The following is a 25432-nucleotide window of genomic DNA, read 5'->3' as shown; positions in this document are numbered from 1 at the left end:
AGTCGCCATGCCTATAGGACGAGAAATTATCGTAAGCGTCAACGACGCGCTCGGTAACGCGTGCGACGGGATTACTGCGGTGGCGCTAGCTGAATGGCGGGCGCTGATCCAGGCGCGCGGAACCGGCGCCGGCGCGGCGCCAGACGCGGGCGATCCAGTCGGCGTCCTCGGCGGTGACCAGGTTGCCCATCACCCGCACAGCGATGCCCATGAGGAACCGCGAGTGCATCGCGGCCGGGCCGACGGCGGGCAGGAACCGGGGGATCGTCAACAGAAGTCCGAGCCGGCGGGCGACGGAGAAGCCATGGGCGTAGTGCGCGCGCAGCTCGGCTGGCCACGCCTGCGTCAGGTCGCCCGATCCGAGCATCTCGGCGGCGAGCCGGCCCGATTCCAGCCCGTAGTCGATGCCCTCGCCGTTGAGCGGGTTGACACACGCCGCGGCGTCACCGATCAGCATCCAGTTGGGTCCGGCGACCCCCGACACCGCGCCGCCCATCGGGAGCAGCGCGGACAGCCCGGCGCGTGGCTCGCCGTCGAAGCCCCACTCGTCGCGGCGCAGGCTCGTGTAATACGACATCAGGGGGCGCAGCGCGGTGTCGGCGGGACGCTTGGTGGTGGCCAGCGCGCCGACGCCGATGTTCACCTCGCCGTTGCCCAGCGGGAAGATCCAGCCGTAGCCGGGCAGCACGTCACCCGTCGGCGCGCGCAGTTCCAGGTGCGAGGTGATCCACGGCTCCGCGGCGCGGGGCGAGGCGATGTAGCCGCGGATCGCGACGCCGTACACGGTCTCCTGATGCCAGGCCCGCCCGAGGGCCCGCCCGAGCGTGGAGCGGGCGCCGTCGGCGACGATCAGCTCCGTACACGTGACCTCGGTGCCGTCATCGAGTTTGACCGCAGCCACACGGCCATCCGAATGGTGGCGCACGCCAACGGCCTTGGTACCCAACAACATCTTGGCGCCGTCGTCGGCGGCGACCGACCGGATGCGGTCGTCGAGTTCGGTGCGCGGTACCGCGCTGCTGGTCGACGGGAACGACGGGCCGGGCCAGGGCACCTCGACGTCGGCGCCGAAGCCCGACATCCGCAGCCCGTGGTGGGCGATCCGGCCGTCGAGCCACTGGCCGAGGCCCAGCCGGCGCAGTTCGGCGATCGCACGCGGTGTCAGGCCGTCTCCGCATGCCTTGTCCCGGGGGAACTCGGCGGAGTCGATGACCAGCACGTCGCGGCCACGACGAGCCGCCCAGGCAGCGGCCGCGGAACCGGCCGGTCCCGCCCCGATCACCAGCACATCAGCTGATCGGGTCGCTACGCTCCTGCCCTCCGTATCCGGTTCCACCTACCCAGTATGTTGGAGCAATGCAGACACCAGCGACTGTGGTCGCGGGCGTGGACTTCGGCGACCCCGACTTCGCCGCGCAAGTGCGCGATGGAGTGGCACGGGTCGAGGACCTGATGTCGACCGAGCTGGGCAAGGCCGACGAGTTGATGGCCGAGGCCGTCTCGCACCTGTTCAAGGCGGGCGGCAAGCGGTTCCGACCGCTGTTCACGGTGCTCTCCGCGCAGCTCGGGCCCGAGCCGGACGCCTGGCAGGTCACCGTCGCAGGCGCCGTGATCGAGCTGGTGCACCTCGCGACGCTCTACCACGACGACGTCATGGACGAGGCGCAGATTCGCCGTGGCGCACAGAGTGCCAATGCCCGGTGGGGCAACAACATCGCGATCCTGGCGGGTGACTACCTGTTCGCGACGGCGTCGCGGTTGGTGTCGCGCCTTGGCCCGGACGCGGTGGCCATCATCGCCGACACGTTCGCGCAACTGGTCACGGGCCAGATGCGCGAGACGCGCGGTTCGGTCGAGCATGTCGACTCCGTGGATCACTACCTCAAGGTGGTCTACGAGAAGACGGCCTGCCTGATCGCGGCATCTGGCCGTTTCGGAGCGACGTTCTCCGGCGCCGACGACGAGCAGATCGAGCGGCTGGCGCGGATCGGCGGCATTGTCGGCACGGCGTTCCAGATCTCCGACGACATCATCGACATCGACAGCGACCCCGACGAGTCGGGCAAGGTTCCCGGGACCGACCTGCGCGAGGGCGTGCACACCCTGCCGGTGCTGTACGCCCTGCGCGAGAGCGGCCCCGAGGCTGACCGGCTGCGGGTGCTGCTGGCGGGTCCCGTCGAGGACGACGACGAGCTGGCCGAGGCGTTGGCGCTGTTGCGTTCCTCACGCGGCATCGTGGAGGCCAAGCAGACCGTCAGCAAGTATGCCGCCGACGCCCGCGCTGAGCTGGAGAAGCTGCCCGACGGTCCGGGTCGGCACGCCCTGCTCGGCCTGATCGACTACACCGTCCACCGTCACGGTTGACGCGTTGGAACCCGGGGGGCCTCCCCGGGCGTTGGTATCAGCGATGACTCCGAGAGTTTCGTAGGAAGAAGCAAACCAATGACCTGGCATCCGCACGCGAACCGATTCAAGACGTTCCTGTTGCTGGCGGGTTTCTCTGCGCTGATCGTCTTCATCGGCGCACTGTTCCAAAGCACCGCCATCCTCGGGCTGGCCGTCCTGTTCGCGCTCGGCATGAACGCGTACGTGTACTTCAACAGCGACAAGATGGCGCTGAAGGCGATGCACGCCCAGCCCGTCACCGAGCTGCAGGCCCCGGCGATGTACCGGATCGTGCGAGAACTGGCCAACGCCGCGCACCAGCCGATGCCGCGGCTCTACATCAGCGACACCGATGCGCCCAACGCCTTCGCCACCGGCCGCAACCCGCGCAACGCCGCGGTGTGCTGCACCACCGGGATCCTGCGCATCCTCGATGAGCGCGAGCTGCGCGCGGTGCTCGGGCACGAGCTGAGCCACGTCTACAACCGCGACATCCTCATCTCCTGCGTGGCCGGCGCCATGGCCTCGGTGATCACCGCACTGGCCAATATCGCGTTCATCATGAGCGCGTTCGGCGGAAATCGCGACGGTGGAGCCAATCCCTTTGCCATCCTTCTGGTTTCGATGCTGGGCCCGATTGCGGCCACGGTGATCCGGATGGCGGTGTCGCGGTCGCGGGAGTACCAGGCCGACCAGTCCGGTGCCGAGCTGACCGGCGACCCGCTGGCGTTGGCCAGCGCGCTGCGCAAGATCAGCAGTGGTGTCGAGGCGGCCCCGCTGCCGCCCGAGCCGCAGCTGGCCGACCAGGCGCACCTGATGATCGCCAACCCGTTCCGGGCCGGCGAGAAGATCGGCAAGCTGTTCTCCACCCACCCGCCGATGGCTGAGCGCATCGCGCGGTTGGAGCAGATGGCCGGTCGCGGCCCGGGCCAGTATTGAGCGGCCCGTGTGACCTGCGGTTTCCACCGCAGTGATGCACTCAGCAAACACCTGCTCTACGCTGAGCCCGTGCTGAGCAGAATCCTGATCGGCCTGGTTGCTGCGGGGGCAGCTGCGATCGGTACGTCCGCCATGGCGGTCGCCGATCCGGAACCGGTGCCGCCACCACCCCCGCCCAACGTCAACACCTTCGTGTCGGTCAAGCCCTCGGAGTTCTCCTCCAAGGACGGCACCTTCTACGCATTCACCGTCGCTGACGGCGTCACCTGCGTGATGAGCCGCTCAACCGGCGGTTATGGATGCAGCGGTGCGATCCCCGCGGCCCCCAACGGTGCGAACACCGTCAGCGGTGGCCAGGTGGGTGCACCGGGCTTCGCCAACGCTGCCGCACCGATCTATGCCGGCGTCACCGCGGATGCCAAGCCGCTACCCCCGGGTTCACGGATCAGCTTCCGCAACGTCACCTGCGGGTTCGACGGCGTCATCACGACGTGTCAGAACAACTTCGATCAGGCCGGTTTCGTGCTGAGCCCGGCCGGCAGCCACATCCTGAACGCGACCAACCCGCTGCTGGATCGCCCCGAGGGCACGAACCCGTACTTCAACTAACCGCGACCTTCAACTAACCGCGGCGCACCTTCTGCCTGCCGAAACCCGACCCCCAGTCATATGATCGGCCCATGGGGGCATCCGTTGTGGTGCTTGGGGGTGGGATCGGCGGCCTGAGTGCCGCCCACGAGCTTTCCAAGCGGGGATTCGACGTAACCGTCTACGAGGCGCGCGCGGTGTTCGGCGGCAAGGCCCGCTCGATACCCGTGCCCGGGACCGGCAAGGGTGGCAGACCAGACCTGCCCGGCGAGCACGGCTTCCGGTTCTTCCCCGGGTTCTACCGGCACATCGACGCCACGATGGCCGAGATCCCGTTCGGCGGCGGCTGGGTGAAGGACAACCTGGTGCTGGCCACCGACATGCTGATGGCGCAGGCGGCCGGGTCGAAGAACGAGATCATCGCGCCCATGAAGTTCCCGTCGAGCGTCGGTGACATCGTGAAGATGGTCCGGTTCATGCGCATGATCGCCGTCGACCTCGCCGTCCCACTGCCCGAGTACGCGGCCTTCGTCGAGCGGATCCTCGCCTACCTCACAGCCTGCGACGAACGCCGCCTGGCCGAGTTCGAGGGACAGAGTTGGTGGGACTTCGTCGACGCCGAGCACCGCTCCAGCCAGTTCCAGAAGTTCCTCGCCAAGGGGATGACGCGCTCACTGGTGGCCGCCCGCGCCGAGGAGATGTCGGCCAAGACCGGATGCGCCATCCTGACGCAGCTCATGCAGGACATGGCACAGGTCGACGGCAAGGTCGACCGCGTGTTGAACGGCCCGACGAGCGAGGTGTGGATAGACCCCTGGATCGAGTACCTGCGCGGGGCAACGCCGTCCAAGACGGCCGTCACGTTCGAGGGCGGCTCTCCGGTGACAGCGATTCACTGCGACGGCCAGACCATCACGGGCGTCTCGATCGGGGACCGGCTCAAACCCGTCACGGCTGACTACTACATCGCCGCGATACCGGTCGAGAAGCTCAACCGCCTACTCACCGACCAACTTCGGGCCGCAGAACCCCGGCTGGGATACCTCGAGAGGTTGACGACGCGGTGGATGACCGGCGCGATGTTCTACTTCGACAAGGAGCTGACCGACTTCCCGCGCGGCCATGCCATCTACGTCGACTCCGAGTGGGCGCTGACGTCGATCGCCCAGGGGCAGTTCTGGAAGGACGTCAAGCTCACCGACCGGGGCGACGGACGCGTGAGAGATGTCCTCTCCGTAGATATCTCGGATTGGGACACTCCCAGTCCGCGGCTCGGCAGGCCGGCCCGCGAGTGCAGCGAGAGGGAGATCCTCGACGAGGTCTGGGAGCAGCTGGCCGACCATCTCGAGCAAGGTGAGATCGCCGAGGAGAACCTGCTGCACCGGTTCCTCGATCCGGCTATCGACTTTCGCGATCCGGCGAACCTCGGCAACGACGAGCCGCTGCTGATCAACACCAAGCGCTCGTGGCGTCATCGACCGGACGCCGTGACCCGCATCCCGAACTTCTTCATCGCGTCGGACTTCGTCCGCAGTAACACCGACCTGGCCACCATGGAGGGTGCCAACGAGGCAGCCAGAAGGGCGGTCAACGGGATCCTCGTGCAGGAGGAGTTCGACCCCGAGGATCGTTGCGACGTATTCGATCTCGACGAGCCGCCGTTGTTGAAGCCGTTGCGGGTCGCCGATGCGATCGCGTGGCGGATGGGCAGGCGCGGGCGGAGGCGCTCGCCGTTCACGCTCAACGACGCGGGCGAGTTGGCGGGCACGGATCCGATCTCGTCGGTGCTAGCGCTGAGCCTGCGACTGGCGTCGAGGGTGTTGCCCGGCTGAGTCAGGGGCCTTCGTCCGCGTGGTCGATGCGCCGTGCGAGTTCGACGCGGGAGCGGATGCCGAGCTTCGCGTAGACGCGGGTCAGGTTGTGTTCGACGGTCTTGGTGCCGACGAACAGCGTCGCGGCGATGTCCTTGTTGGACATCCCGGACGCGGCGAGTTCGGCCACCCGCTGCTCGGACGGTGTGAGTTCGGACGTGTGGGTGGGGCGGACGTTGGTGCGCGCCAGCTCGTCGCGAGCCTGTTTGGCCCACAACGGTGCTCCGATGGTCTCGAACTCGGCCAGCGCTGTGGTGAGCGTCCTGGTCGGAGCGTCCTTGAGCCGACGGCGACGTTGCAGCTTGCCCAGCAGCAGCCTGCTGCGGGCCCGTTCGAACGGCATCGGCAGCCGCTCGTGGGCGGCCATCGCGTGATGGGCCGACTCGATGGCGGATTCCACATCGCCACGCGCGGCCTGCATCATGGCCCGGCATCGCGCACCCGTGGCGATGTTCCACGTCCGGTCCAGCCGCGCCCCGTTGGTCTCCAGGGCCGCGATCAACGGTTCGGCCTCGTCCAGGCGGTCCAGCGCGATCATGGCCTCGACGGCATTGGGCATGTACCAGTGGCTCATGACCTCGGTGCCCGGCACGTAGGAGAAGCGGGCGAGCATGGGCGCCAACGTGTCCAGGGCTTGCGCGAACCGGCCCTGGGACACCTCCAGGAAGGCCAGCGACATGATCGGCCACTCCGCCATCCGGGGCGCGTCGCACACCTGGGTGGCCGCCAGTGCCTCGTTGGCGTCGGCCCGGGCCTCGGCGTCGCGGCCTGCGTGCGCGTGGACGGCGGACCGAATCGACAGCGCGATGATGTCGACGTGGCCACTGCCGAGTTGCCGGGCGCGCTCGACCGCCTCGTCGGCGAACCGTATGGCGGCGGGGTAGTTTCCGCTCCACATGTCGATCAGCGCGCTATATCCCGAGACTCCCATCATGTTTCGGTCGGCGCCGCGCTCGAGGCAGCGCTCGCGCAGTGCGTGCATCTTGGCGCGGGCTCGGTCCAGGTCCCCGGTGTAGGCGTAGATGAGGGCCTCGACGGCGCTGGCGTTGAAGGGGATCGGCACATCGTCGGCGGTGTTCTCCAGCTCCACCGCACGGGCCAGCGCCTCGTAGTCGGCGCCATGACCGAAGTTGAACTTGGCGTGCACCCAGATGGCGGTGGCCTGGCTGCGCAGCGCGGGAATGCCCACCTCGTCGGCGACGAGCATCGCCTGGTGCGCGCTGTTCAGCGACTCCTCGAGCATGCCCGACTCAGGGGTGCCCTCGGCGAAGGATCCCAGGCCCTGGGTGAACGACAGGTTCATCAGCGTGGTGACGAGCACCGGCGGGACGTCCGCGGCGTCCTCGACGGCACGGGTCAGCAGGTCGTTGGCCTGCTTGAAGTTGTTCTCGTACATGAAGATCGCGGCGAGAAGGTTCAGGGCGATGGCACGAAGCATGCCGGGGCGCAGTTCATCGATCAGGGGTTCGAGCAGGCTGCGGGCGTGCTCGGTGTTGCCTGCCTGGAAGTGATCTCCCGCGGCTCGGACGCGGCGCCACGACTTGTCGCCGCCGAGGCCGATGGCGAGGTCCAGAAGCTCGGCGGCGGCGGCCGGTGCGCCGCGGCTGCGGGCGGAGTCGGCGGCGGCGTCCAGCGCGGCCAGCGTGGCGTCATCGGTGCTCGCGGTGGCCAGCGCGAGGTGGCGGGCCTTGAGTTCGGGCTCGGTCTCGACTTCGGCCAGCGCGCGGTGCATGGCGCGGCGGCTGGCCGGGGTCGCATCGTTGTAGACGCCGCGGGCCAGTAGCGGGTGGGTGAACCGGACGCGGTTACCGTCGATGCCGACGATGCCTGCCGTCTCGACTGCCTCGAGCGCGTCGACGATCTGCTCGGTGGTGGTCTGCCGGACCTGGGCTAGTAGCTCCACCGTCGGGGCCGCGACGGAGGCGACGGCCAGCAGCACGTCGCGAACGTCGCCGTCGATGCCTCCGATGCGCAACCGCACCAGCTCGGCCAGGGAACCTGGCAATGCGGGTTCGGGACTCAGCGGGCGGCCGGCCATCGCGCGGGCCAACTCGAGGGCGTAGAACGGGTTGCCGCCTGAGATCTCGCTGATACGCCCCATGATGGGCCGCGACAGACCGCGGCCGAGCCTCGCCGAGACGACCTCGTGCAGGCGGCCGGGGGTCAACGGGCCAACACGAATCCGGCGGACGTCCTCGGGTCGGCCGAGCTGCAGCAGCGACGCCGCGGCGCCTCTGTCGGGGTCGGACCGCTCGCTGAGCAGGACACCGACGCGTCCGCGCAGGCGCCGCCCGACGAAGGCGATGACGGTGTGACTGGAGGGGTCCAGCCACTGCACGTCGTCGATGGCGAGCAGCACCGGTCCGTGCGCGGCGAGCGTCTCGACGACCGACACGAATGCCGCGGCGACCACCCGCTGGTCGGTGACCTGGCCGTCGCTACCTGCGCGCAGCAGGACGCGATCGACGGCGAGACGCTGCAGGCCGGGCAGCGCGTCGAGCACGTCGGACTCGATATTGCCGAGCAGATCGCCGACGGCCGTGTAGGCCAGGACCGTCTCGGCCTCACCCACCGCGGCGCTCAGCACGCGGAAGCCGCGCCGCGAGGCCTGTTCGACGGCCGAGCGCCACAGCGTCGTCTTGCCGATGCCCGCGTCGCCCTCGAGGATCAGGGCGGCGGGCGCGGTCTCGGCAGCGGTGAGCAGGTCGGTGCAGGCGCTGCGTTCGGCAGCCCGGCCCTTCAACGTCCCCGCGTCCATGCGCTAGATCATCGCAGCGTGGAGACCGTCGCGTCGGTCGGGAGCGGTGCCATCAGAATCCCGAGCCGTGTACTTCGTGACCGGGCTTCTCGGCGACCAGTCCGCGGTAGGCGTCCTCGACGGTGGAGCCGTGGTTGATGACGCCGTCGACCTCGCGCGCTATCGGCATCGTGATGCCGTACTTCTCGGCGAACTCCATGACGACGCTGGCGGCCTTCACGCCCTCGGCGACCTGGTTCATCGAGGCGATGATCTCCTCGATGGTCTTGCCCTGGCCGAGCTGTTCACCGACGTGGCGGTTGCGGCTGCGCTGGCTCGTGCAGGTGACGACGAGGTCGCCCATGCCGGCCAGGCCCGCGAAGGTGTCGCGGTGCCCGCCCATCGCCACGCCGAGCTTGGACATCTCGGCCACGGCGCGGGCCATGACCATGGCGCGGGTGTTCTCGCCGATGCCCAGCGAGTAGCCCATGCCGACGGCGATGGCGTACACGTTCTTGAGGGCGCCCGCCATCTCGACACCCACCACGTCGTCGGTAGTGTACGTGCGGAAGCGCTTGGTGCGGAACAGCTTTCCCAGATCAGCGGCGAGCTTCGTGTCGGGCATCGCGAGCACGGCCGCGGCGGCGTACCCCTCGGCGACCTCGCGGGCGATGTTGGGACCGGCCAGGATGCCCGCCGGATGGCCGGGCAGCACCTCGTCGACGATCTGGCTCATCCGGTAGTTGGTGCCCTGCTCGAGCCCCTTGACCAGCGACACCACCGGGACCCACGGCCGCAGCTCCTTGGCCAGCTGCTGCAGCACACCGCGGAAGCCGTGCGACGGCACACCCATGACGATGACGTCGGCGCACTCGGCGGCCTCGGAGAAGTCGTTGGTGGCGCGCAGCGTGGGGCTCAGCTCGACGTCGTCACCGAGGTAGCGGCGGTTGCGGTGATGGTCGTTGATATCGGCGGCGGTCTCCTCCGAGCGCACCCACTGCAGCGTCGGCCCGCGCCGGGCGCAGATGGAGGCGACGGTGGTGCCCCAGGACCCTCCACCGAGGACGACGACGTTGGGTTCGCGTTGCGCTGCTGCCATGCCGTTCAGGGTATGGCCGAGGGACGTGTCGAAAGGCTGCTTTGGGAGCCGCGCTGCCGCGGTGTCGACCTAGCGGTAGTTGACGAACTGCAGCGCGACCTCGAGATCGGCACCCCGCAGCAGCGCCTGGACGGCCTGCAGGTCGTCACGCTTCTTGGAGCTGACGCGAATCTCCTCGCCCTGGATCTGCGCCTTGACGCCCTTGGGCCCCTCGTCGCGGATGAGCTTGGTGATCTTCTTGGCGTTCTCGCTGTCGATGCCCTGTTTGATGCTGCCGATGACCTTGTAGGTCTTGCCCGAAGGCTGCGGATCGCCGGCGTCGAACGCCTTCATCGAGATGTCGCGACGGATCAACTTCTCCTTGAACACGTCGACCGCGGCCTTGACGCGCTCCTCGGTGGAGGAGACCAGGATGATGCCCTCCTCGCCCTGCCACTCGATGGTGGTGTCGGTGCCGCGGAAGTCGAAGCGGGTGGACAGCTCCTTGGCGGCCTGGTTGAGCGCGTTGTCGACCTCTTGACGATCGGCCTTGCTGACGACGTCGAAACTTGAATCCGCCATTGGACCCTCCTTCTGTCGGTGCACGTTGGTGGTGCGTTTTCGTCTTGGGACCATCCTCGTTGTACCCTGCTTACGGTCCAAACCCGGGTAGGGAATGGATGCACCCCGGCAGATTGCCCGAGCGGCCAATGGGAGCGGACTGTAAATCCGTCGGCTTACGCCTACGCAGGTTCGAATCCTGCATCTGCCACACACGTCAGGCCCCCTTTCGAGGGGGCCTGACTGCGTTTGTGGGGACGCCAATGATCTTCACCGCGCTGTACAGGCTGCTGGGGCGTGATCCATGTCCGCCACCGAGAGGGTGTCAAAGTCAGATACTTAGACGATTGCTTAAGCACGAATTATCAAGCATAGGGGCTTGACGGCTCGCCCATGTGTGCAGCATGCTACTTAATGCATGTGATTGCAAGCATAAGGAGCGAGTGGTGGGTCCAAGGCGAAGGAGGGTGCAACGCGAAGAGCCTATGCCTGAAATTGCACGCATAGGGGATGTCTTCGCTGAGCGGCGGATCGCACTGCGACTCACGCAACAAACCGTGGCCGACTTGGCGGGCGTGTCCCGCTCCAGCGTCCAGTCACTCGAGCGAGGGAGCGGTTCGATCAAGTTCGGCTCCGTCATCGAGATAGCTGACGTTTTGGGCCTGCACATCGACGTGAGCGCGGCGACTGAATGACGGATCCGGGCAGGCTCGACTTACGGGGCATCGGTGAAGCCGACGTCTATATCGGCGACGAGCTCGCTGCTCACCTCGTACGACAACGCGGCGACAACGTTAGCTTCGACTATGTCGGCGACGCACATCCGACAGATCGTCGCGTGCGTGACCGATCGGTCTCATGGTCACTGTTGCGCTCCGGCGAATATCCAGTGACCACGACAGGTGGCGCCGTTCCTTCCTGCTTCGCGGGGCTTCTTCCGGAGGGGGTCCGGCTTGGAGTGGTGACATCATCGACGAAAACCTCTGCCGACGATCACCTCACTCTGCTGCTTGCGATCGGTGCCGACACGATTGGCAACGTCCGGGTGTTCCCGACCGGAGTCGCTCCGGTTCAACCGCTACCGCTTTTTGAACCCGAGCGCGACACTGACTTCCGCGCAGTCTTTGCGAAGTTGACTGGCTCCGTAGACGCCGACCCCGTCGGTCTGGCGGGCGTGCAACCCAAAGTCAGTGCCGGCGTGCTGTCGACGCCCACGCAGACACGATCGGGACCAGCCATCCTGAAACTCGCTCCAGTGCGTCTCCCGCTGCTTGCCGAAAATGAGCACTTCTTCATGACGATGGCTGCCGCATGCGGTTTGAGGGTTGCCAAAACGTCGTTGCTTCACGATGCTGACGGTCGAAGCGCATTACTCGTAACCCGCTTCGACCGTCAGGGACAGACACGCATCGCACAAGAAGACGCATGCCAAGTCGCAGATGTCTATCCCGCCTCGAAGTACCGCATCACAACTGAGACGGCCATCACCGACCTTGCCGAGGCGTGCGCCCGCGGTGGTGGTTCCAGAGTGGCCGCCGTCGCAGAGCTGTTCAAAACCGTTGTCTTCTCCTGGCTTATCGGAAACGGTGATCTGCACGGTAAGAATCTGTCGGTCTACAACCCGAACGGGATATGGCAACCGACTCCGGCCTACGACTTGCTCTGCACCCAGCCCTATGCAGGTTGGAAGGACCCGATGGCGCTCAACCTCTTCGGACGTGCGAACAAGCTAACTCGCGCGATTTGGATCGATGCAGGCGAACGCCTCGGTTTACGGCCACGCGCGACAGTCGCGATGATCGACGCTCTTGTCGACGCCGCAGGCGTCTGGCCGGAGCGGTGCGATCAGATCGGCTTCGATGATCGACAAACCCAGCTTCTTGCGCAGATGCTCCGAAAAAGAATCGCCAGCCTGAAAGGCGCCCCTGAGCCAGAGTCAGGGGACGCCGCCGGCTGAGGAGAGTCAGATGGCTTGCGGTGGTGCGAATGTCGTGCCGCGTGTCGGGTGCGTCACACGCAGTGCTTGGGGAACTCTTGTCGGACCGTGGTGGTTGGCCATCACTGACTCACGCGCGATGATCGCGGCGTGGATTGACGTGCATGTCTCGTCGTCGCTGAGGTCCGCCTGAAGGATCCGGCCGACGACAGACAGCCGTTCGTACACGGTTCGTCGGGAGATACCAGCGGCTTGTGCGGCCAGTACCTTGTTGCGGCCGTTGTTCAGGTACAGATGCAGGATGGCGAGATGCTCACTGCCGTTTCGGATGTCGTAGTCAAGCAGGGCCCCGATGGTGCGTTCGATGAAGGTGTGGACCTCGGGATCGTCTCGAAGCAGTGCGAACAATCCGCGGAGTTGAATATCATTGGTGCTGTAGTAAATTCGTTCGACAGTATGATCGGTTATTGATTTTGCCACTTGCGCGGCCTCTTCGAGGGAACGGCAGATTCCGGTGATGTCCTCGGCAGGCGGACCGAGGCTGATGATCACTCTGGCCTGAGGCAGAAGCTCACTGAGCTTGTGGTGTACGGCATCCAGGAATTTGTCGGGAGTCGACCTGGGTGGCACGCTCGCCACGATGTTGAGCCGGCTGTCGGGCAGGGTTGCCGCCACGACCTTCGCGTCGTGCACGGAGCTGCAGGTGCGCACGATCGACAAAGCGTTCTCCTCCAGGCCTTTCCAGCTCAAATTCTCACCGCCGCTGCGTATTTCGACTATCACCCCGGCGAGGCTGCGATGTCGCACAGGTAGCCCGAGCGCCCCCAGTCGGGTGGACATCTGCCGCTCCCCGCAGTGTCGGCGGTGGATCAGGTCGTAGATAACGGCCTTGTCGGCGTCACCCTCGGATTGATCCGGGGTGCGCTGATAGGACAGCCGGATCATCAGTGCAGACGCGCCACGCTCCAGCACCTTGATCTGGGTCGGTGTCGGGGCGTTCTTGGTCAGCAGGACGAGTCGGCCGACGGGAGCGGTGCGCACGACCACCGGCGTGGTCAACCAGGCCTCACGGCCCACGACCTCGGTGGTCTGAGACATGGGAGCCGCACGGGAACGCGCCTCCCAGCTGGAGAGGAGAACCTCGGTCGAGACGTCGGCCGTCGGCTCGTAGGCCAAGACGCGGTGCATCAGATTCTCCAAGACCGCCGGACACCCCGCCAACCCCGAGACGGTCTTGACGATCTTGTACATCGTCGCCTCTTCAAGCGACAGATGCATGAAGGTGTGGTGCACGAACTCGGCGAAGCGCAGGTCGGAAAGTTGCTGTGTCATCAGGTTTGACTGCGCGGCTTCGACAAACTTTACGAACGAGGCCGGGCGGCGAAAGACGATGAGGGGCAAATGCTCTCGCGTGCACGCCGTGGTGAGTCCTTCCGGCGGGCTGTCGAACTTGTTGCCCAGCTCCAACAGAATTCCGACCGCTCCGGCCGCGGCGAGACTCCTCGCGTAGTTGTGCTGGTCTGTGGCTGAGTCTCCGATTGCGGCGCCCGTCGTCACGATGAGTTCGCCACCCTCCAGCTGGGTGGCCAGTTCTGGTGAGTCGGAGGCATGTACCCAGCGCACGCAGCGGTCCAATAGGTCGCCGGCAGCTACCACCTCCGGCTTACCGACCCGCGCTTCGGGCAGTTCGAGGATCTGGGCGAGCGTGGAGTTCAGCCCCAGCGGCACCGGAGGGAGGCCTTCTTCTGGTGCCATTTCAACCTCCTAGGGGGCGGCAAGGGACTGAGTGTCGCATCGTTTTCTGTGTCAGCCCTCACACCGGAGTGATTTGCACATGTTGGTCACATTACGGGTTTAAGACGCACATTGTGACCCCAACGCAGGCGCTGGCGCCACGCAATACTTCTGTTGTGCCTAGCCGGCCGGCCGCGCATCGCGGCAGGTCAAGGGCATCACACGCATCCGAGCAGTAGCAAAAAGGAAGGGACACCCCTATGTCAAAATCGCCCGAAGACAAAGTCCGCGAACTCGGGCTGGAGGTCCCCGATTACACCGATGGTTCGTATCACGGCCTCAACTACGGCTCGATGAAGGCGTACCACCGGCTGGGAACCGCTCTGTACCTGTCGGGCCACGTCCCGGACATCCCCGGTCGTGAGGATCCGCCGATCCACGCAGGCAAGCTGGGCGCCGAGGTCACCATCGAGGAGGGCTACGAGGCGGCGCGGATCACCGCGATCAACTGCCTCGCGACCATGCGACTGGCGGTCGGCAGCCTGGACAACGTCAAGTGCTTGGTCAACTCGCTCAACTTCGTGGTGTCCGCGCCGGACTTCGTTGATGTCAACAAGGTGTCCAGCGGCGCGACGGATCTGTTCAAGGAGGTGTTCGGGGACGCGGCAGGTTTGGGTGGACGGGCCACCATCGGCGTGACGTCGCTTGCCCACAATCACTGCTTCGAGAACTGGATGGTCGTCGAAACGGTCGACTCATTGTGATGAAAGGGGTTGAGTGGCGGCGAAGGCCGCCACTCGCACCACTTCTTGGTGCGGTTCTGGCGGTTACCGTGCTGGCGACCACCGCGTGTGGAACGACGGCAGACGACAGTGAACTCCAGCTCGGCTACGTGGCCACCCTCACCGGCGATTTCGCCAGCTTCGGCCTGGAGATGCGCGAGGGCATCGATGTCGCGCTCGACGAGGTGAACGCATCCGGCGGCATCCTAAACAAGAAGGTCGTGCTGGAGTCTCAAGACGACCAGGGCAAACCGGCGAATGGCCCAGTCATCGCCCAGAAGTTCTGTGACAGCAGTTCGATTAACGCTGTTCTTGGATTCAGCTTCTCTAGCGTCGCGCTGTCGGCGGCGCCCGTCCTGGAGCAGTGTCAGCTGCCGGTGGTCGCGGCGTCGGTCACCTCGCCACAGCTCACCGGCATCAGCCCGTACTTCTACCGCACGTCGTTCACCGACAAGTTCCAGGGCACGCAGATGGGTGAGTACCTGCTGGATCAGGGCATCAAGTCGGTGGCGGTCATGTACCAACAGGATGACTACGGTCAGGGCGTCGCCGACGCGGTGAAGCAGGCTCTGGAATCGGGTGGGGCGAAGGTGACGAGTTCGCAGGCGTACCACCTCGGCACCTACAACTTCGATACCCTTCTCAACAACGCCAACGCCGGTGCGCCGCAGGCCATCTTCATCGGTGGGTTCTACACCGAGATCGCCAAGATCGCCCGACAGGCCCGGTCAGCTGGCTCCCAGCTGCCCATCTATGCATCCGACGGTGCGCTGAGCCCCAACCTGGTCGGCATCGGCGAACAAGCTGTCAACGGTCTGACCTTCTACGCCGCGTTCGCACCGAATTCGCCTGCGGGCCGGGCACAGAGCTTCGTTGCCGCGTTCCGCAAGAAGTTCAACAAGGAGCCGACGTCGTGGGCCGCCTTGGCGTACGACGCCGTGTACGCGATCAAGGAAGCAGCGACCGCCGGTGGTGGAACGAGCCGCGAGGAGATCGACAGTGGCCTCAAGAAGGTCAGTATCGAGGGTGCCAGCGGTCCGGTCTCCTTCGACGATCACGGCGATCGACTCGGTCGACTGGTCTTCATGCGGGTCGACAACGGCGAGTTCGCGGTGCTCAATCCCTAAGGACCGCTACCTGGTCCCCGCCCTCCGCTTCTGCAGGAGATGACGATGCAAACACTTATGAACGGCTTGGCCCTGGGCGGCATCTACGGTCTGCTCGCGGTGGCATTCAGCGTCGTGTACGGCGTGCTGCGAATGGTCAACTTCGCGTTCGGTGAAGTATTCATGTTCGGCGCGTTCGGATCCTTTCTGTTCTCGCAAGCCAATGCAGTGATCGCGGGTTACCCGACACCCATGCCGGAATTGCCCGCATGGGTGGCCGCTGTCATCGGCTGCGTGATCGGCGGCGCGCTGGGCGTACTGATCGAGCGCTTCGCTTACAAGCCACTGAGATCGGCTCCGATTCTGTCGATGATGGTCACCGCGATCGCGGTGTCGATGCTGCTGCGGGCGGTGGGACAGTTTCTGTTCGGTGCGGCCCAGACCGGTGTTCCCCCAGCGATGGGCGGGGCGATCGTCGCATTCGGCGTCACCATCCAGCGGCTCGACATCGTGATCCTGGCGATCGCGATCACCGCGACGATCGCCTTCGCGTTCGTCGTTCAGCGATCGTCGACCGGCCGAGCCATCCGGGCGCTGGCCGAGGATCGCGACGCCGCACGTCTGATGGGCATCGGCGTCGACCGCATGATCGCGACGACGTTCCTGATGGGATCACTGATGGCCGCCTTGGCGGGCACGTTGTTCTCACAGCGGTATGGGTACGCCGCCGCCACCATGGGATTCCTCCCGGCACTCAAGGCGCTGGTCGCTGCGGTCCTCGGCGGTATCGGGAGTATTCCCGGGGCTTTTCTCGGCGGGCTGTTCATCGGCGTCACCGAGGAACTCGCGGCAAGTTACGTGCCGCAGGGATCGGCCTATCGCGACGTTGTCGCGTTCACCCTGCTCGCGCTGATTCTCTGGCTTCGACCGCAGGGGCTCCTCGGACGACGTGAAGTGGAGAAGGTGTAACCGTGCAACTCTCACTCGGTTCGTGGGCCAGCACCGCCCGGCAGCGACTCGCCCACCGTCCAATTGTCGCCATCGCGGTACTTCTTGTGGCGCTGCTCTTCCCGTTCATCGTCGCCGAAGGGCAGTGGATCAGAGTCGGCGCTGTCGCGCTGATCTACGTGGCGCTGGCCAGCGGTCTGAACCTTCTGGTCGGCATGACCGGACTGCTGGATCTGGGTTACATCGCGTTCTTCATCGTCGGTGCGTACACGACGTCGATACTGAGCGTGAAGATCCTCGGCACCAATGAGATGGCCAGCGTCTCGGTCGCGCAATGGATCGCGATCGGCACGCTGCCGGTCGCCATTGCGGTGGCGATGGCGTTCGGGGTTGTCCTCGGCTATCCGACGCTGCGTGCGCGGGGCGACTATCTGGCGATCATGACCCTGGCGTTTGGCGAGATCATCCGCATCGTCGTGATCAACGCCACCGGGGTGACGGGCGGGACGGCCGGCATCCGGGAGATCAGTCCGCTGGGGCTGCTCGGCGCGGAGTTCGTCAAACCCACATCGGTGTACTACACGGTGCTGGCGGTGGTAGCCGTTCTGCTGCTGGTGATTACGCTGATCGTGGCGTCCTCGATCGGGCGGGCCTGGGTGGCAGTGCGTGAAGACGAGTTGGTGGCCCAATCGGTTGGCATTCGGACGCGACGCTACAAGCTCCTGGCGTACGTCTGCGGGGCGAGCATCGCCAGCGCCGCCGGTGTCGTCTTCGCCCACATGCAGCAGTTCATCAACCCCGACAACTTCACACTGGAAGACAACTTCATCATCCTGAGCCTGGTGATCGTCGGCGGCGCGGGTACATTCTGGGGCCCCGTTGTCGGTGCTGTGGTCTGGATCTTCCTGTCGAACTGGTCGCGGGATCAACCGATCGTGCAGAGTCATCCGGAGATTCAGCCGGCCATCCTCGCGCTGGTGGTCATCCTCGTTCTGATTCTGCGGCCGGCGGGGCTGGTGAGTAGTAAGGCGAAGTTGAGCCGCACCATCCCGAAGGCCGCTGCCGTTTCAAGGGACACTGCCGTTTCAAGGGACACTGACACGGCAACGGATACCAATGGAGCGGTCGGTTCGGTTCTCAAACCGCCAGCCGTGGCAGGACAGCACCTGCTGGAGTGTCGCAACCTGACCAAGTCCTTCGGCGGCGTGTGCGCCATCGACGACGCCTCGTTTCACGTCGACCAGGGTGAGATCGTCGGACTGATCGGTCCGAACGGTGCGGGGAAATCCACTCTGCTGAACATCATCTCCGGCGTCATCCCCCCATCGTCGGGGACGGTGACGGTGGGTGGGGCCTGCGTTACCGGCAAGGATGCCGCAGCCGTCAACGCGCACGGCATCGCGCGCACCTTCCAGAATGTCCGGCTGTTCGGGCGCATGACTGTGAGCGAGAACCTCCTCGTCGGCGCACACCGGCGTGTTGCGGCGGGTGTTGGCCAAACGATATTGCGCAGTCCGGGTTTTCGACACCGTGAGCAGGCCGCGATGAACGATGTCAACCAGATCCTGCAGTTCGTGAGGTTGGACGAGTTTCGGGACCGAGAGGCGGCGACGCTGTCCTACGGCTATCAGCGCAGGCTCGAGATCGCGCGAGCGCTCATGACGAACCCGTCGTTGCTGCTTCTCGACGAACCCGCCGCGGGTATGAACGAATCGGAGTCCCGAGAGTTGGGGCAGCTTGTCATGGAGATTCGTCGGGCCGGTATCGCCGTCATCATCATCGAACACGACATGGACATCCTGATGTCAGTCTCCGAGCGGGTCGTTGTATTGAACTACGGCAAGGTGATCGCCGACGGCACACCCGACGATGTCCGGTCAGATCCCGGCGTCATCGAGGCGTATCTGGGACAGGAGCAACGGTAATGCTCAAGATCTCCGGGGTGGAAGTTCGTTATGGACCCATCGCTGCGGTTCGCCAGGCGTCGCTCGAGGTCGCCAAGGGCGAGCTGGTGGTGTTGGTTGGCGCCAACGGCGCGGGCAAGACGACTCTCCTGCGCGCCGTGTCCGGCTTGCACGACTACACCGGTCTCGTGGAGTTCGACGGGCGCGACCTGAGCGGGTTGCCAGCGGAGAAGAGGGTGCGGGCAGGTCTGTGCCATGTCCCCGAGGGGCGCCGAGTCTTCGCGCGAATGACGGTGACCGAGAACCTGCAGACCGCGACATGGGCGTCGGGGAAGTCCTTCAAACAGGAGGCAGACTATGTGCTGGACCTGTTTCCGATCCTCAAGACGCGCGCGCGCCAGATGGCCGGCACCCTGTCCGGGGGAGAGCAGCAGATGCTGGCGCTCGCACGTGCCCTCATCAGGCACCCGTCGATGCTGCTGCTCGATGAGCCGTCGATGGGGCTGGCTCCCATCATCGTCGGACAGATCTTCGACCTGATCGCCGAAGTGCACAGCCGAGGAACCAGCGTCCTTCTGGTCGAGCAGAACGCGACTCGAGCACTGCAGATAGCTGACCGCGCATACGTTATGGAGCACGGCGAGACGTCAGGTGGTGGCTCAGCCGCAGAGTTTCTCGACAGCACCGATCTGCAAGCAAAGTACCTGGGCAAGCGCAGTTCGTAGGCGCGGCCGACGCCGCGGTCGGCACAGCGTCACACCTATCGGTCCGACTGTGCTGTCGTCATGAATCTGTTTAGGAGCACGCACATGTCGCCTTCGGCGTCATCAAGTTCGACCTCATTCACCGCCGCACTGGCAACGCCGCATGCCCTGGCCACTGAGGCCGGTATACAGGTGTATCGCGACGGCGGCAACGCGATCGACGCCGCCATCGCCGCTGCGGCGCTGCTGACCGTCATCTACCCGCACAACGTCGCGTTGGGCGGTGATCTGATCGCGCTGGTCCGCACCCCCGAGGGCACGGTCCACTGTGTCAACGCGTCGGGGTGGGCGGGCCCGGCCGTCGATGCGACGGCGCTGAGAGCCCGATGCGGTGACTCCCTGCCACTGCGAGGCGCGCAGACCGTCACCGTCCCCGGTGGAGTCAGAGGCTGGGAGGCGCTGCGTCGCTTCGGCTCTCAGCTGTCCTGGGAGCGCACGCTGCAGCCCGCCCAGCATGCTGCTGGTCATGGCGTACCGGTGCCTGCGTCGCTGGCGGCGCACGTCGCGGACCCGGAGAACCGAGACCTGTTCGGCACCGAGGACTTCGACCGCGTCTTCCGTCCGAACGGGTGTGCTCTGCAGATCGGTGATGAACTGCGCCAACGTGAACTCGAGCACACCTTCGGTGTTCTTCGTGAGCAGGGACCTGACGCCTTCTACACGGGCGCGCTCGGCGACCGGATCGTCGAGTATCTGCGCTCGCACGGATCGATTCTGCAGCCCAGCGACTTCGCGGAGTTCGAGGTGGAGATCACGGACCCGCTGGCAGCGTCCTTCCGGGGATTGACGGTGCTGACGAGTCCGCCCAACACGCATGGCTTCCTGTTGTTGCGCGCACTGCACGCGATCGAGGAACTCGGGGTTGATGATCCCGTGGGCGCGGACCTTGCGACCCTGATGCGGATCTTCCACCGAGGTAATCAGTTGCGCGCCAACGCGTTGGCCGATCCGCGGTTGGCTGCGGTGGACGTCGACGCCCTGGTGCACGGCGGGCTCCGCGAGCTGGCCGAGGTGGGTGGCGCCGACTCGGCCGGCCCTCGCGCGGTGCCGCACGGGGACACCGTGGGCATTGCCGCCGCGGATAGTGACGGTTACGCGGTGTCTCTGATCCAGAGTGTCTTCTTCGCCTTCGGGTCCGGACTCATCGACCCGCAGACGGGCATTCTGTTTCACAACCGCGGTACCAGTTTCTCGCTTGATGACGCCGTACCGAACGTCATCGCGCCGCGAAAGCGACCGCTGCACACCCTCATGCCCTCGATGACGACACACGATGGCCGGGTCCGGCACGTGCTGTCGACGATGGGAGGCCAAGGGCAGCCGCAGATCATCGCCCAGCTGCTTCTGCGCGCGGTCACGGGTGCAAGCGCGGAGGCCGCTGTCAGTGCTCCGCGTGCGATCGTGGGCAAGCAGGTCTACGGGTGCACCCCTGACTCGGTCGCGGTTGAGGCCGACGTCGCCGCCCTCGGTCGGCGGTCGCTCGAGTCGAGCAGCCTGCCAGTGTTTGACGTACCGCCACACACTGAGGGCCTGGGGCAGTCCAACGTGGTGTTCATCGGCACGGACGGTGCGATGACCGCAGCGTCCGATCCACGCGCAGACGGTGCGGCCGTCGTGGCCCAGTTTGCCCGCCACCGTGGAAATGGCTAGGGGCACAGTGCAATCGCCAAACGCTGTCCGGCGCCGTGCCGCAGCAGTCAGACCGTTGGTTGCCGGACACCTGCGGCTCTGGCTGATGATGGTGCTCACGTTCGTCACGGGCGCCCTGGACGCCGTCGGGTATCTCGGTCTTGACCGAATCTTCACTGGCAACATGACGGGCAACATCGTCATCCTCGGGATGGGTGTAGCCGGGGAGGACAGTCTGCCGGTGGCGGGCCCTCTGGTCGCGCTTGGGGCGTATGTGGTGGGCGCGGCGATCATCGGCCGGCTGTTGCGCGGTCGGCAGCGAGCCTGGAACACAACCGTGACGGCGGCCTTTGCGGCCAGCGCCGCGCTTCTTGCCGCGGCTGCGACGGCTCTCGCGGTCGTCGACATCCGAGGCGGATCTGCCGTCGGCATTGCGATCGCTGCGACGATCGCTGCGGTGATGGGAGCGCAGGCCGCCAACGCACGCTTCCTGTCGGTGACCGACATGACCACCGTCGTCGTGACGTCGACGATCACCGCCTATGCGAGCGAGACGCTTCATCAGCGGGGTCGCAAACCGTTCACCCACCGACGCCTGTGGGCCATCCTGGCGATTCTGGGCGGCGCCGTCGCAGGTGCGCTGCTGATGAAGCTCCACATCAGCGTGCCGGTGTACCTGTCGGCTGCCACGACCGCGGTGGTTGCCGCGGTCGGCCACATCTATTGGGAACGTGCTGGTTAGTAGGACGTCCCGCAAGCAATGTGTCAAGAGGCGGGCCCAAAAAGCTACACAGTGTCCCTTTGTCGTCGACGGTTCGATGGCTGAGGCTGAACGGTGACGGAAACGGAAGGCAGACATGACGGTGTACGGGACTATTGAGGGTGGCCAATTCATCGGGGGCCGGTACTGCGAGGGCCGCGGGGACACCTTCACGACGGTGGTCAACCCCGCCAACGATCAGGTATTGGTGAGGTTCCCGGCGGCATCGTCAGACGATGTCGACGCCGCGATGACGGCAGCTCAGGATGCCTTCGGCGACTGGTCGCGCGCGACACCGGGTGAGCGGGCCACCGTCATTCATGCACTGGCGGCCCGGATGCGGGTCATCGCGGAGGAACTGGCGCAGGCAGAGACCGCGCAGGCGGGTAAGCCGATCCGGTTGTCGCGTGAGTTCGATGTGCCCGGCACGATCGACAACGCCGACTTCTTCGCCGGTTCGGCACGCCATCTGGAGGGTGCGGCGAGTGCGGAGTACTCCGGTCAGCACACGTCGTCGATCAGGCGTGAGCCCCTCGGTGTGATCGCCTCGATCGCGCCGTGGAACTACCCGCTGCAGATGGCGGGGTGGAAGATCCTGCCCGCGATCGCCGCGGGTAACACGATCGTCCTCAAGCCCGCCGAGGTCACGCCGCTGACGTCGCTGATGCTGGCACAGGCCGCGGTCGAGGCGGGGGTTCCCGCCGGCGTCATCAACGTTCTCAACGGACCCGGGCGCTCGGTCGGTGCGGCGATGATGCGTCATGCCGTGCCGCGGATGGTGTCGTTCACGGGTTCGACGAGTGTGGGCAAGGGCATCGCCACGACCGCAGCCGAGACCGTCAAACGCGTGCATCTCGAACTGGGTGGCAAGGCGCCGTTTGTCGTGTTCGACGACGCCGACCTCGAGGCCGCGATTCGGGGTGCGGTCGCGGGTTCGCTGATCAACACCGGGCAGGACTGCACGGCAGCCACCCGCGCCTACGTGCACCGCGCGTACTACTCCGACTTCCTCGACGGTGTGGCCAGGCTGATGGAGACGGTGCGTCTGGGTGAGCCGACCGACCCGGACACCGATCTGGGTCCGCTGATCTCGCGGCGTCAGCAGGAGAGCGTGTCGGCGATTGTCGAGCGGGCGCGTAGCACCGGCGCGAAGATTGTCACCGGCGGTTCGGTGCCCGGTGGGTCGCTCAAGCATGGCGCGTACTACGAGCCGACGCTGATCGCCGATGCCAGCCAGGACAGTGAGATCATGCAGACCGAGATCTTCGGCCCGGTGCTGGTGGTCCATCCCTTCGACAGTGACGATGAGGCCATCAACCTGGCCAACGACACACCGTTTGGCTTGGCTGCCTCGGCGTGGACGTCGAACATCCTTCGGGCGCAGCGCGCGTCTCGTGAGATCCAGGCTGGTTGTGTGTGGATCAACGACCACATCCCGATGGCCTCGGAGATGCCCCACGGCGGGTACAAGCAGTCCGGTTACGGCAAGGACATGTCCAAGTACTCCTTCGATGAGTACACCAATGTCAAACACGTGATGTCCGAGATCACCGGCGAGGCCCGAAAGCCATGGCACTCCACCATCTTCCGCGGCTAGCACTGGGAGGTCCCAGCGAGCGCGTCGTGCCCGCACCGCATAGCCCATGACGCCGTTGGCTGCCATGGGTGGGCCGCTGCCCACGGTCGCCAACGTGCTCGCCATGCCTGCGCTGCAGTCCGGGCGCCCGCTGGTGCTCGCGGGTCGTGATCGACTCGACCGTCTGGTGCGGTGGCTGCATGTGCTGGAGTTGGAGGACATCACCACTCTGCTGCGTGGCGGCGAGCTGATCCTGACTACCGGTATTGGCCTGCCGGACGACGCGTCTCGTCTGCGGGCATACGTCGACGCGCTGGTCGACGCTGACGCCAGCGGCCTGCTGATCGAGACCGGGCGGCGCTTCACCGAAGTGCCCGAGGCGATGATCCGGGCGTGTGACCGGGCTGGCCTGCCCCTGGTTCAGCTGCGCCGTCAGCTGCCGTTCGTTGAACTCACCGAGGCAGTCCACGCGGACATCGTGCAGAAGCAGTTCGGCGCGCTGACTACGTTGCAGCGTGCGCACGAGGTCTTCACAGCACTCAGCATCGATGGTGCGGGGGCCGAGGAGATCGTCCGTGAGACCGCCAAGATGGTCGATGCACCAGTGGTGTTCGAGGATCTGATGTACCGCGTGCTGGCTTACGACGCCCTCGACGTCCCGCTGGCCGATCTGTTGGCGAACTGGGCCAATCGGTCACGCGCCGTGCGGGTCGGGCAGCGCAGCGGATTCGCCGAGCCGGAGGGGTGGGCAGTCACCTCGGTCGAGGCGCGCGGCGAGCTGTTCGGCCGGCTCATCGTCGTCGCCCGCGACTCGCTGACGAATGAGCAGCTGATGATCGCCGAGCGGGCAGCCACCGCGTTGACTCTGAGCCGACTGCTGGCCCGTGACGGCGCCGTCCTCGAGGGCCGCGCACACGCGTCTCTACTGTCGGACATCGTTGAACGGCGATATCCCAACGAACGCGAAATGCATGTCCGCACAGCGGCGCTCGGCGTCCCGACGGCGCGGCGCACATTGCTCGGTGTGGCAGTGCAACGCCAAGACGACCGCGGTCGCCGAGGAGGTAGGCCATACCGCTCAAGTAGAGACGCCGACCGGATCGCCGCGATGATCCGGGCCTCCGGTGTGCCGAACCTGGCGTCCACGGCCTCAGACGGCGTCGTTGACGTCCTGGTCACGCTTGACGCCACTGCCAACAAGGACGCCGTGCTGACCGTGCTGGCCGAAGCGCTGCAGAAGTCCTCGGCGGAGGCGGTGCTTATCGGGGTCGGCTCACCGGTCCTGTCGCTGCAGGACCTACCGCGCTCCTTCGCCGAGGCTCGACACGTCCTGGCCGCGGCACGTGCTCTCAATGTCTGCCGCGGCTACTTCGAGATGCCCGATGTGCAACTGCGCGGCCTTCTCTACACTCTGGCAGACGATCCGCGGCTGCAGGCGTTCGTCGAACGCATGCTCGGACCACTCCTGGACTTCGACAGCCGCAATGACACAGATCTCGTCGGCGCTCTGCGCATCTATCTTGAGCACCGCGGCAACAAGTCCGGGGCGGCCAGCGCTGCCCATGTGTCCCGACAGTCCTTCTATCAGCGACTGGCCACGATCGAGCGCATCCTGGCTGTCGACCTCGAATCGGCGGAGGTGTGCACGTCACTGCACGCGGCGCTGATGGGCCTCGACGGTGCCGCGTAGCACTCAGGCGCTGACCGCCGACCCGCGGGAGTTCTCGACGGGAATGACGGTAGTGCCGGTGGCCCGAACCACGACGATCGGTTCATCGAGCACGTCGGCGGCGTCGGGCGCGATGCCGTAGCGCGAGGCGATCACCTTGCGGGCCTCGAACTCCACGGTGCGGCTCGTCTTACCCATGCGGACCACTGTTCCGGTGGCCTCGATGAAGTCACCGGCGTAGACCGGCGCGAGGAACTCGATCGTCGAGTAACCGACGAACAACCCCTCTGAGCCGTCGGTCTGGATGGCGATCTCGGTGATGATGTCACCGAACAACTTGAGGATCCGGGCGCCCTCAACCAAGTTGCCGCCGTAGTGCGCCTCCTCCTGGCCGATACGAACCCGCAAGGTGGCCGTGATGTTCTCTGACATGTTCTCTCCTTTGGTGTTTGGTGTTGTGTTTGG

The 25432-nt window shown here is 65.8% G+C and carries 21 protein-coding genes and 1 tRNA gene; 16 read left to right on the top strand and 6 right to left on the bottom strand.

Features of this window, described 5'->3' with window-relative positions:
• Window positions 1–85 precede the first annotated feature (85 nt).
• Window positions 86–1336: a menaquinone reductase gene (menJ, locus tag ACZY0X_RS02305; RefSeq protein WP_463767975.1), complete on the bottom strand. Its 1251-nt coding sequence runs from the start codon at window positions 1334–1336 to the stop codon at window positions 86–88.
• A gap of 20 nt (window positions 1337–1356) precedes the next feature.
• On the opposite strand from menJ, the gene grcC1 reads away from it, so the two are divergent.
• The 4 genes from grcC1 (at window position 1357) to ACZY0X_RS02285 (ending at window position 5744) form a co-directional block, all read left to right on the top strand.
• Window positions 1357–2364, top strand: coding sequence for a nonaprenyl/(2E,6E)-farnesyl/geranylgeranyl diphosphat synthase (grcC1, locus tag ACZY0X_RS02300; protein WP_463767974.1), 1008 nt, complete (start codon window positions 1357–1359; stop codon window positions 2362–2364).
• Window positions 2365–2442: 78 nt separating this feature from the next.
• Window positions 2443–3324, top strand: a complete 882-nt coding sequence (gene htpX / locus ACZY0X_RS02295) for a zinc metalloprotease HtpX (RefSeq protein WP_241401026.1) — start codon at window positions 2443–2445, stop codon at window positions 3322–3324.
• Window positions 3325–3393: 69 nt separating this feature from the next.
• Window positions 3394–3933 (top strand): hypothetical protein, encoded by a 540-nt coding sequence (locus ACZY0X_RS02290; protein WP_463767973.1) that lies wholly within the window; start codon window positions 3394–3396, stop codon window positions 3931–3933.
• Window positions 3934–4004: 71 nt separating this feature from the next.
• Window positions 4005–5744 (top strand): hydroxysqualene dehydroxylase, encoded by a 1740-nt coding sequence (locus ACZY0X_RS02285; RefSeq protein ID WP_463767972.1) that lies wholly within the window; start codon window positions 4005–4007, stop codon window positions 5742–5744.
• A gap of 1 nt (window position 5745) precedes the next feature.
• Here ACZY0X_RS02285 and ACZY0X_RS02280 read toward each other — a convergent pair whose 3' ends face one another.
• From ACZY0X_RS02280 to ACZY0X_RS02270, 3 genes are all read right to left on the bottom strand, one after another.
• The gene (locus tag ACZY0X_RS02280; RefSeq protein ID WP_463767971.1) at window positions 5746–8541 is read right to left on the bottom strand and encodes an AAA family ATPase; all 2796 of its coding nucleotides are present in this window, start codon (window positions 8539–8541) and stop codon (window positions 5746–5748) included.
• 52 nt (window positions 8542–8593) lie between these two features.
• Window positions 8594–9619, bottom strand: a complete 1026-nt coding sequence (locus ACZY0X_RS02275) for an NAD(P)H-dependent glycerol-3-phosphate dehydrogenase (protein ID WP_463767970.1) — start codon at window positions 9617–9619, stop codon at window positions 8594–8596.
• A gap of 69 nt (window positions 9620–9688) precedes the next feature.
• Window positions 9689–10180 carry a YajQ family cyclic di-GMP-binding protein gene (locus ACZY0X_RS02270; protein WP_241401021.1) on the bottom strand — a complete coding sequence of 164 codons (492 nt, stop codon included), beginning with the start codon at window positions 10178–10180 and terminating at the stop codon, window positions 9689–9691.
• Window positions 10181–10287: 107 nt separating this feature from the next.
• On the opposite strand from ACZY0X_RS02270, the gene ACZY0X_RS02265 reads away from it, so the two are divergent.
• The 3 genes from ACZY0X_RS02265 to ACZY0X_RS02255 all read left to right on the top strand — a co-directional run bounded on the left by ACZY0X_RS02265 (window position 10288) and on the right by ACZY0X_RS02255 (window position 12116).
• A tRNA-Tyr gene (locus tag ACZY0X_RS02265) sits at window positions 10288–10370 on the top strand.
• Window positions 10371–10563: 193 nt separating this feature from the next.
• Complete coding sequence (locus tag ACZY0X_RS02260) at window positions 10564–10854, top strand: helix-turn-helix domain-containing protein (protein ID WP_463767969.1); 291 nt, start codon at window positions 10564–10566, stop codon at window positions 10852–10854.
• Window positions 10851–12116, top strand: a complete 1266-nt coding sequence (locus tag ACZY0X_RS02255) for a type II toxin-antitoxin system HipA family toxin (protein ID WP_463767967.1) — start codon at window positions 10851–10853, stop codon at window positions 12114–12116. The genes ACZY0X_RS02260 and ACZY0X_RS02255 overlap by 4 nt, the downstream gene beginning before the upstream one ends.
• Before the next feature lie 6 nt (window positions 12117–12122).
• Here the strand turns inward: ACZY0X_RS02255 and ACZY0X_RS02250 are convergent, their stop codons facing one another.
• Window positions 12123–13850 (bottom strand): PucR family transcriptional regulator ligand-binding domain-containing protein, encoded by a 1728-nt coding sequence (locus tag ACZY0X_RS02250; RefSeq protein ID WP_463767966.1) that lies wholly within the window; start codon window positions 13848–13850, stop codon window positions 12123–12125.
• Window positions 13851–14089: 239 nt separating this feature from the next.
• Here ACZY0X_RS02250 and ACZY0X_RS02245 point away from each other — a divergent pair, with 239 nt between their 5' ends.
• The 9 genes from ACZY0X_RS02245 to ACZY0X_RS02205 all read left to right on the top strand — a co-directional run bounded on the left by ACZY0X_RS02245 (window position 14090) and on the right by ACZY0X_RS02205 (window position 24988).
• Window positions 14090–14593 (top strand): RidA family protein, encoded by a 504-nt coding sequence (locus tag ACZY0X_RS02245; protein ID WP_463767965.1) that lies wholly within the window; start codon window positions 14090–14092, stop codon window positions 14591–14593.
• Window positions 14594–14661: 68 nt separating this feature from the next.
• A complete protein-coding gene (locus ACZY0X_RS02240) occupies window positions 14662–15738 on the top strand; it encodes an ABC transporter substrate-binding protein (protein ID WP_463767964.1) in 1077 nt (358 codons plus the stop codon).
• 45 nt (window positions 15739–15783) lie between these two features.
• A complete protein-coding gene (locus tag ACZY0X_RS02235) occupies window positions 15784–16686 on the top strand; it encodes a branched-chain amino acid ABC transporter permease (protein WP_241401007.1) in 903 nt (300 codons plus the stop codon).
• 2 nt (window positions 16687–16688) lie between these two features.
• Window positions 16689–18590: a branched-chain amino acid ABC transporter ATP-binding protein/permease gene (locus ACZY0X_RS02230; RefSeq protein WP_463767963.1), complete on the top strand. Its 1902-nt coding sequence runs from the start codon at window positions 16689–16691 to the stop codon at window positions 18588–18590.
• Window positions 18590–19294 (top strand): ABC transporter ATP-binding protein, encoded by a 705-nt coding sequence (locus ACZY0X_RS02225; protein ID WP_463767962.1) that lies wholly within the window; start codon window positions 18590–18592, stop codon window positions 19292–19294. The genes ACZY0X_RS02230 and ACZY0X_RS02225 overlap by 1 nt, the downstream gene beginning before the upstream one ends.
• 84 nt (window positions 19295–19378) lie before the next feature.
• Complete coding sequence (locus tag ACZY0X_RS02220; protein ID WP_463767961.1) at window positions 19379–20983, top strand: gamma-glutamyltransferase family protein; 1605 nt, start codon at window positions 19379–19381, stop codon at window positions 20981–20983.
• A 7-nt stretch (window positions 20984–20990) separates the two neighbouring features.
• Window positions 20991–21704, top strand: a complete 714-nt coding sequence (locus ACZY0X_RS02215; protein ID WP_463767960.1) for a YoaK family protein — start codon at window positions 20991–20993, stop codon at window positions 21702–21704.
• 115 nt (window positions 21705–21819) lie between these two features.
• Entirely contained in the window at window positions 21820–23319 is a 1500-nt protein-coding gene (locus tag ACZY0X_RS02210; RefSeq protein WP_463767959.1) for a gamma-aminobutyraldehyde dehydrogenase, read from the top strand.
• Between the two features lie 46 nt (window positions 23320–23365).
• On the top strand, window positions 23366–24988 hold the full coding sequence (locus tag ACZY0X_RS02205) for a PucR family transcriptional regulator (protein WP_463767958.1): 1623 nt from the start codon (window positions 23366–23368) through the stop codon (window positions 24986–24988).
• A gap of 3 nt (window positions 24989–24991) precedes the next feature.
• Here ACZY0X_RS02205 and kal read toward each other — a convergent pair whose 3' ends face one another.
• Complete coding sequence (gene kal, locus ACZY0X_RS02200) at window positions 24992–25399, bottom strand: 3-aminobutyryl-CoA ammonia lyase (RefSeq protein ID WP_463767957.1); 408 nt, start codon at window positions 25397–25399, stop codon at window positions 24992–24994.
• Window positions 25400–25432 lie beyond the last annotated feature (33 nt).

It is taken from the genome of Mycobacterium sp. IDUB_39 (assembly GCF_055419205.1).
This window is presented reverse-complemented; position numbering and strand designations above follow the sequence as displayed.

Excerpts from the sequence above, each read along its gene's own strand:
- grcC1 (WP_463767974.1), top strand. The coding sequence starts at position 1,357 with ATGCAGACACCAGCGACTGTGGTCGCGGGCGTGGACTTCGGCGACCCC.
- htpX (WP_241401026.1), top strand. The coding sequence starts at position 2,443 with ATGACCTGGCATCCGCACGCGAACCGATTCAAGACGTTCCTGTTGCTG.
- ACZY0X_RS02285 (WP_463767972.1), top strand. The coding sequence starts at position 4,005 with ATGGGGGCATCCGTTGTGGTGCTTGGGGGTGGGATCGGCGGCCTGAGT.
- ACZY0X_RS02280 (WP_463767971.1), bottom strand. The coding sequence starts at position 8,541 with ATGGACGCGGGGACGTTGAAGGGCCGGGCTGCCGAACGCAGCGCCTGC.
- ACZY0X_RS02275 (WP_463767970.1), bottom strand. The coding sequence starts at position 9,619 with ATGGCAGCAGCGCAACGCGAACCCAACGTCGTCGTCCTCGGTGGAGGG.
- ACZY0X_RS02270 (WP_241401021.1), bottom strand. The coding sequence starts at position 10,180 with ATGGCGGATTCAAGTTTCGACGTCGTCAGCAAGGCCGATCGTCAAGAG.
- ACZY0X_RS02260 (WP_463767969.1), top strand. The coding sequence starts at position 10,564 with ATGCTACTTAATGCATGTGATTGCAAGCATAAGGAGCGAGTGGTGGGT.
- ACZY0X_RS02255 (WP_463767967.1), top strand. The coding sequence starts at position 10,851 with ATGACGGATCCGGGCAGGCTCGACTTACGGGGCATCGGTGAAGCCGAC.
- ACZY0X_RS02250 (WP_463767966.1), bottom strand. The coding sequence starts at position 13,850 with ATGGCACCAGAAGAAGGCCTCCCTCCGGTGCCGCTGGGGCTGAACTCC.
- ACZY0X_RS02245 (WP_463767965.1), top strand. The coding sequence starts at position 14,090 with ATGTCAAAATCGCCCGAAGACAAAGTCCGCGAACTCGGGCTGGAGGTC.
- ACZY0X_RS02235 (WP_241401007.1), top strand. The coding sequence starts at position 15,784 with ATGCAAACACTTATGAACGGCTTGGCCCTGGGCGGCATCTACGGTCTG.
- ACZY0X_RS02225 (WP_463767962.1), top strand. The coding sequence starts at position 18,590 with ATGCTCAAGATCTCCGGGGTGGAAGTTCGTTATGGACCCATCGCTGCG.
- ACZY0X_RS02220 (WP_463767961.1), top strand. The coding sequence starts at position 19,379 with ATGTCGCCTTCGGCGTCATCAAGTTCGACCTCATTCACCGCCGCACTG.
- ACZY0X_RS02210 (WP_463767959.1), top strand. The coding sequence starts at position 21,820 with ATGACGGTGTACGGGACTATTGAGGGTGGCCAATTCATCGGGGGCCGG.
- ACZY0X_RS02205 (WP_463767958.1), top strand. The coding sequence starts at position 23,366 with ATGACGCCGTTGGCTGCCATGGGTGGGCCGCTGCCCACGGTCGCCAAC.
- kal (WP_463767957.1), bottom strand. The coding sequence starts at position 25,399 with ATGTCAGAGAACATCACGGCCACCTTGCGGGTTCGTATCGGCCAGGAG.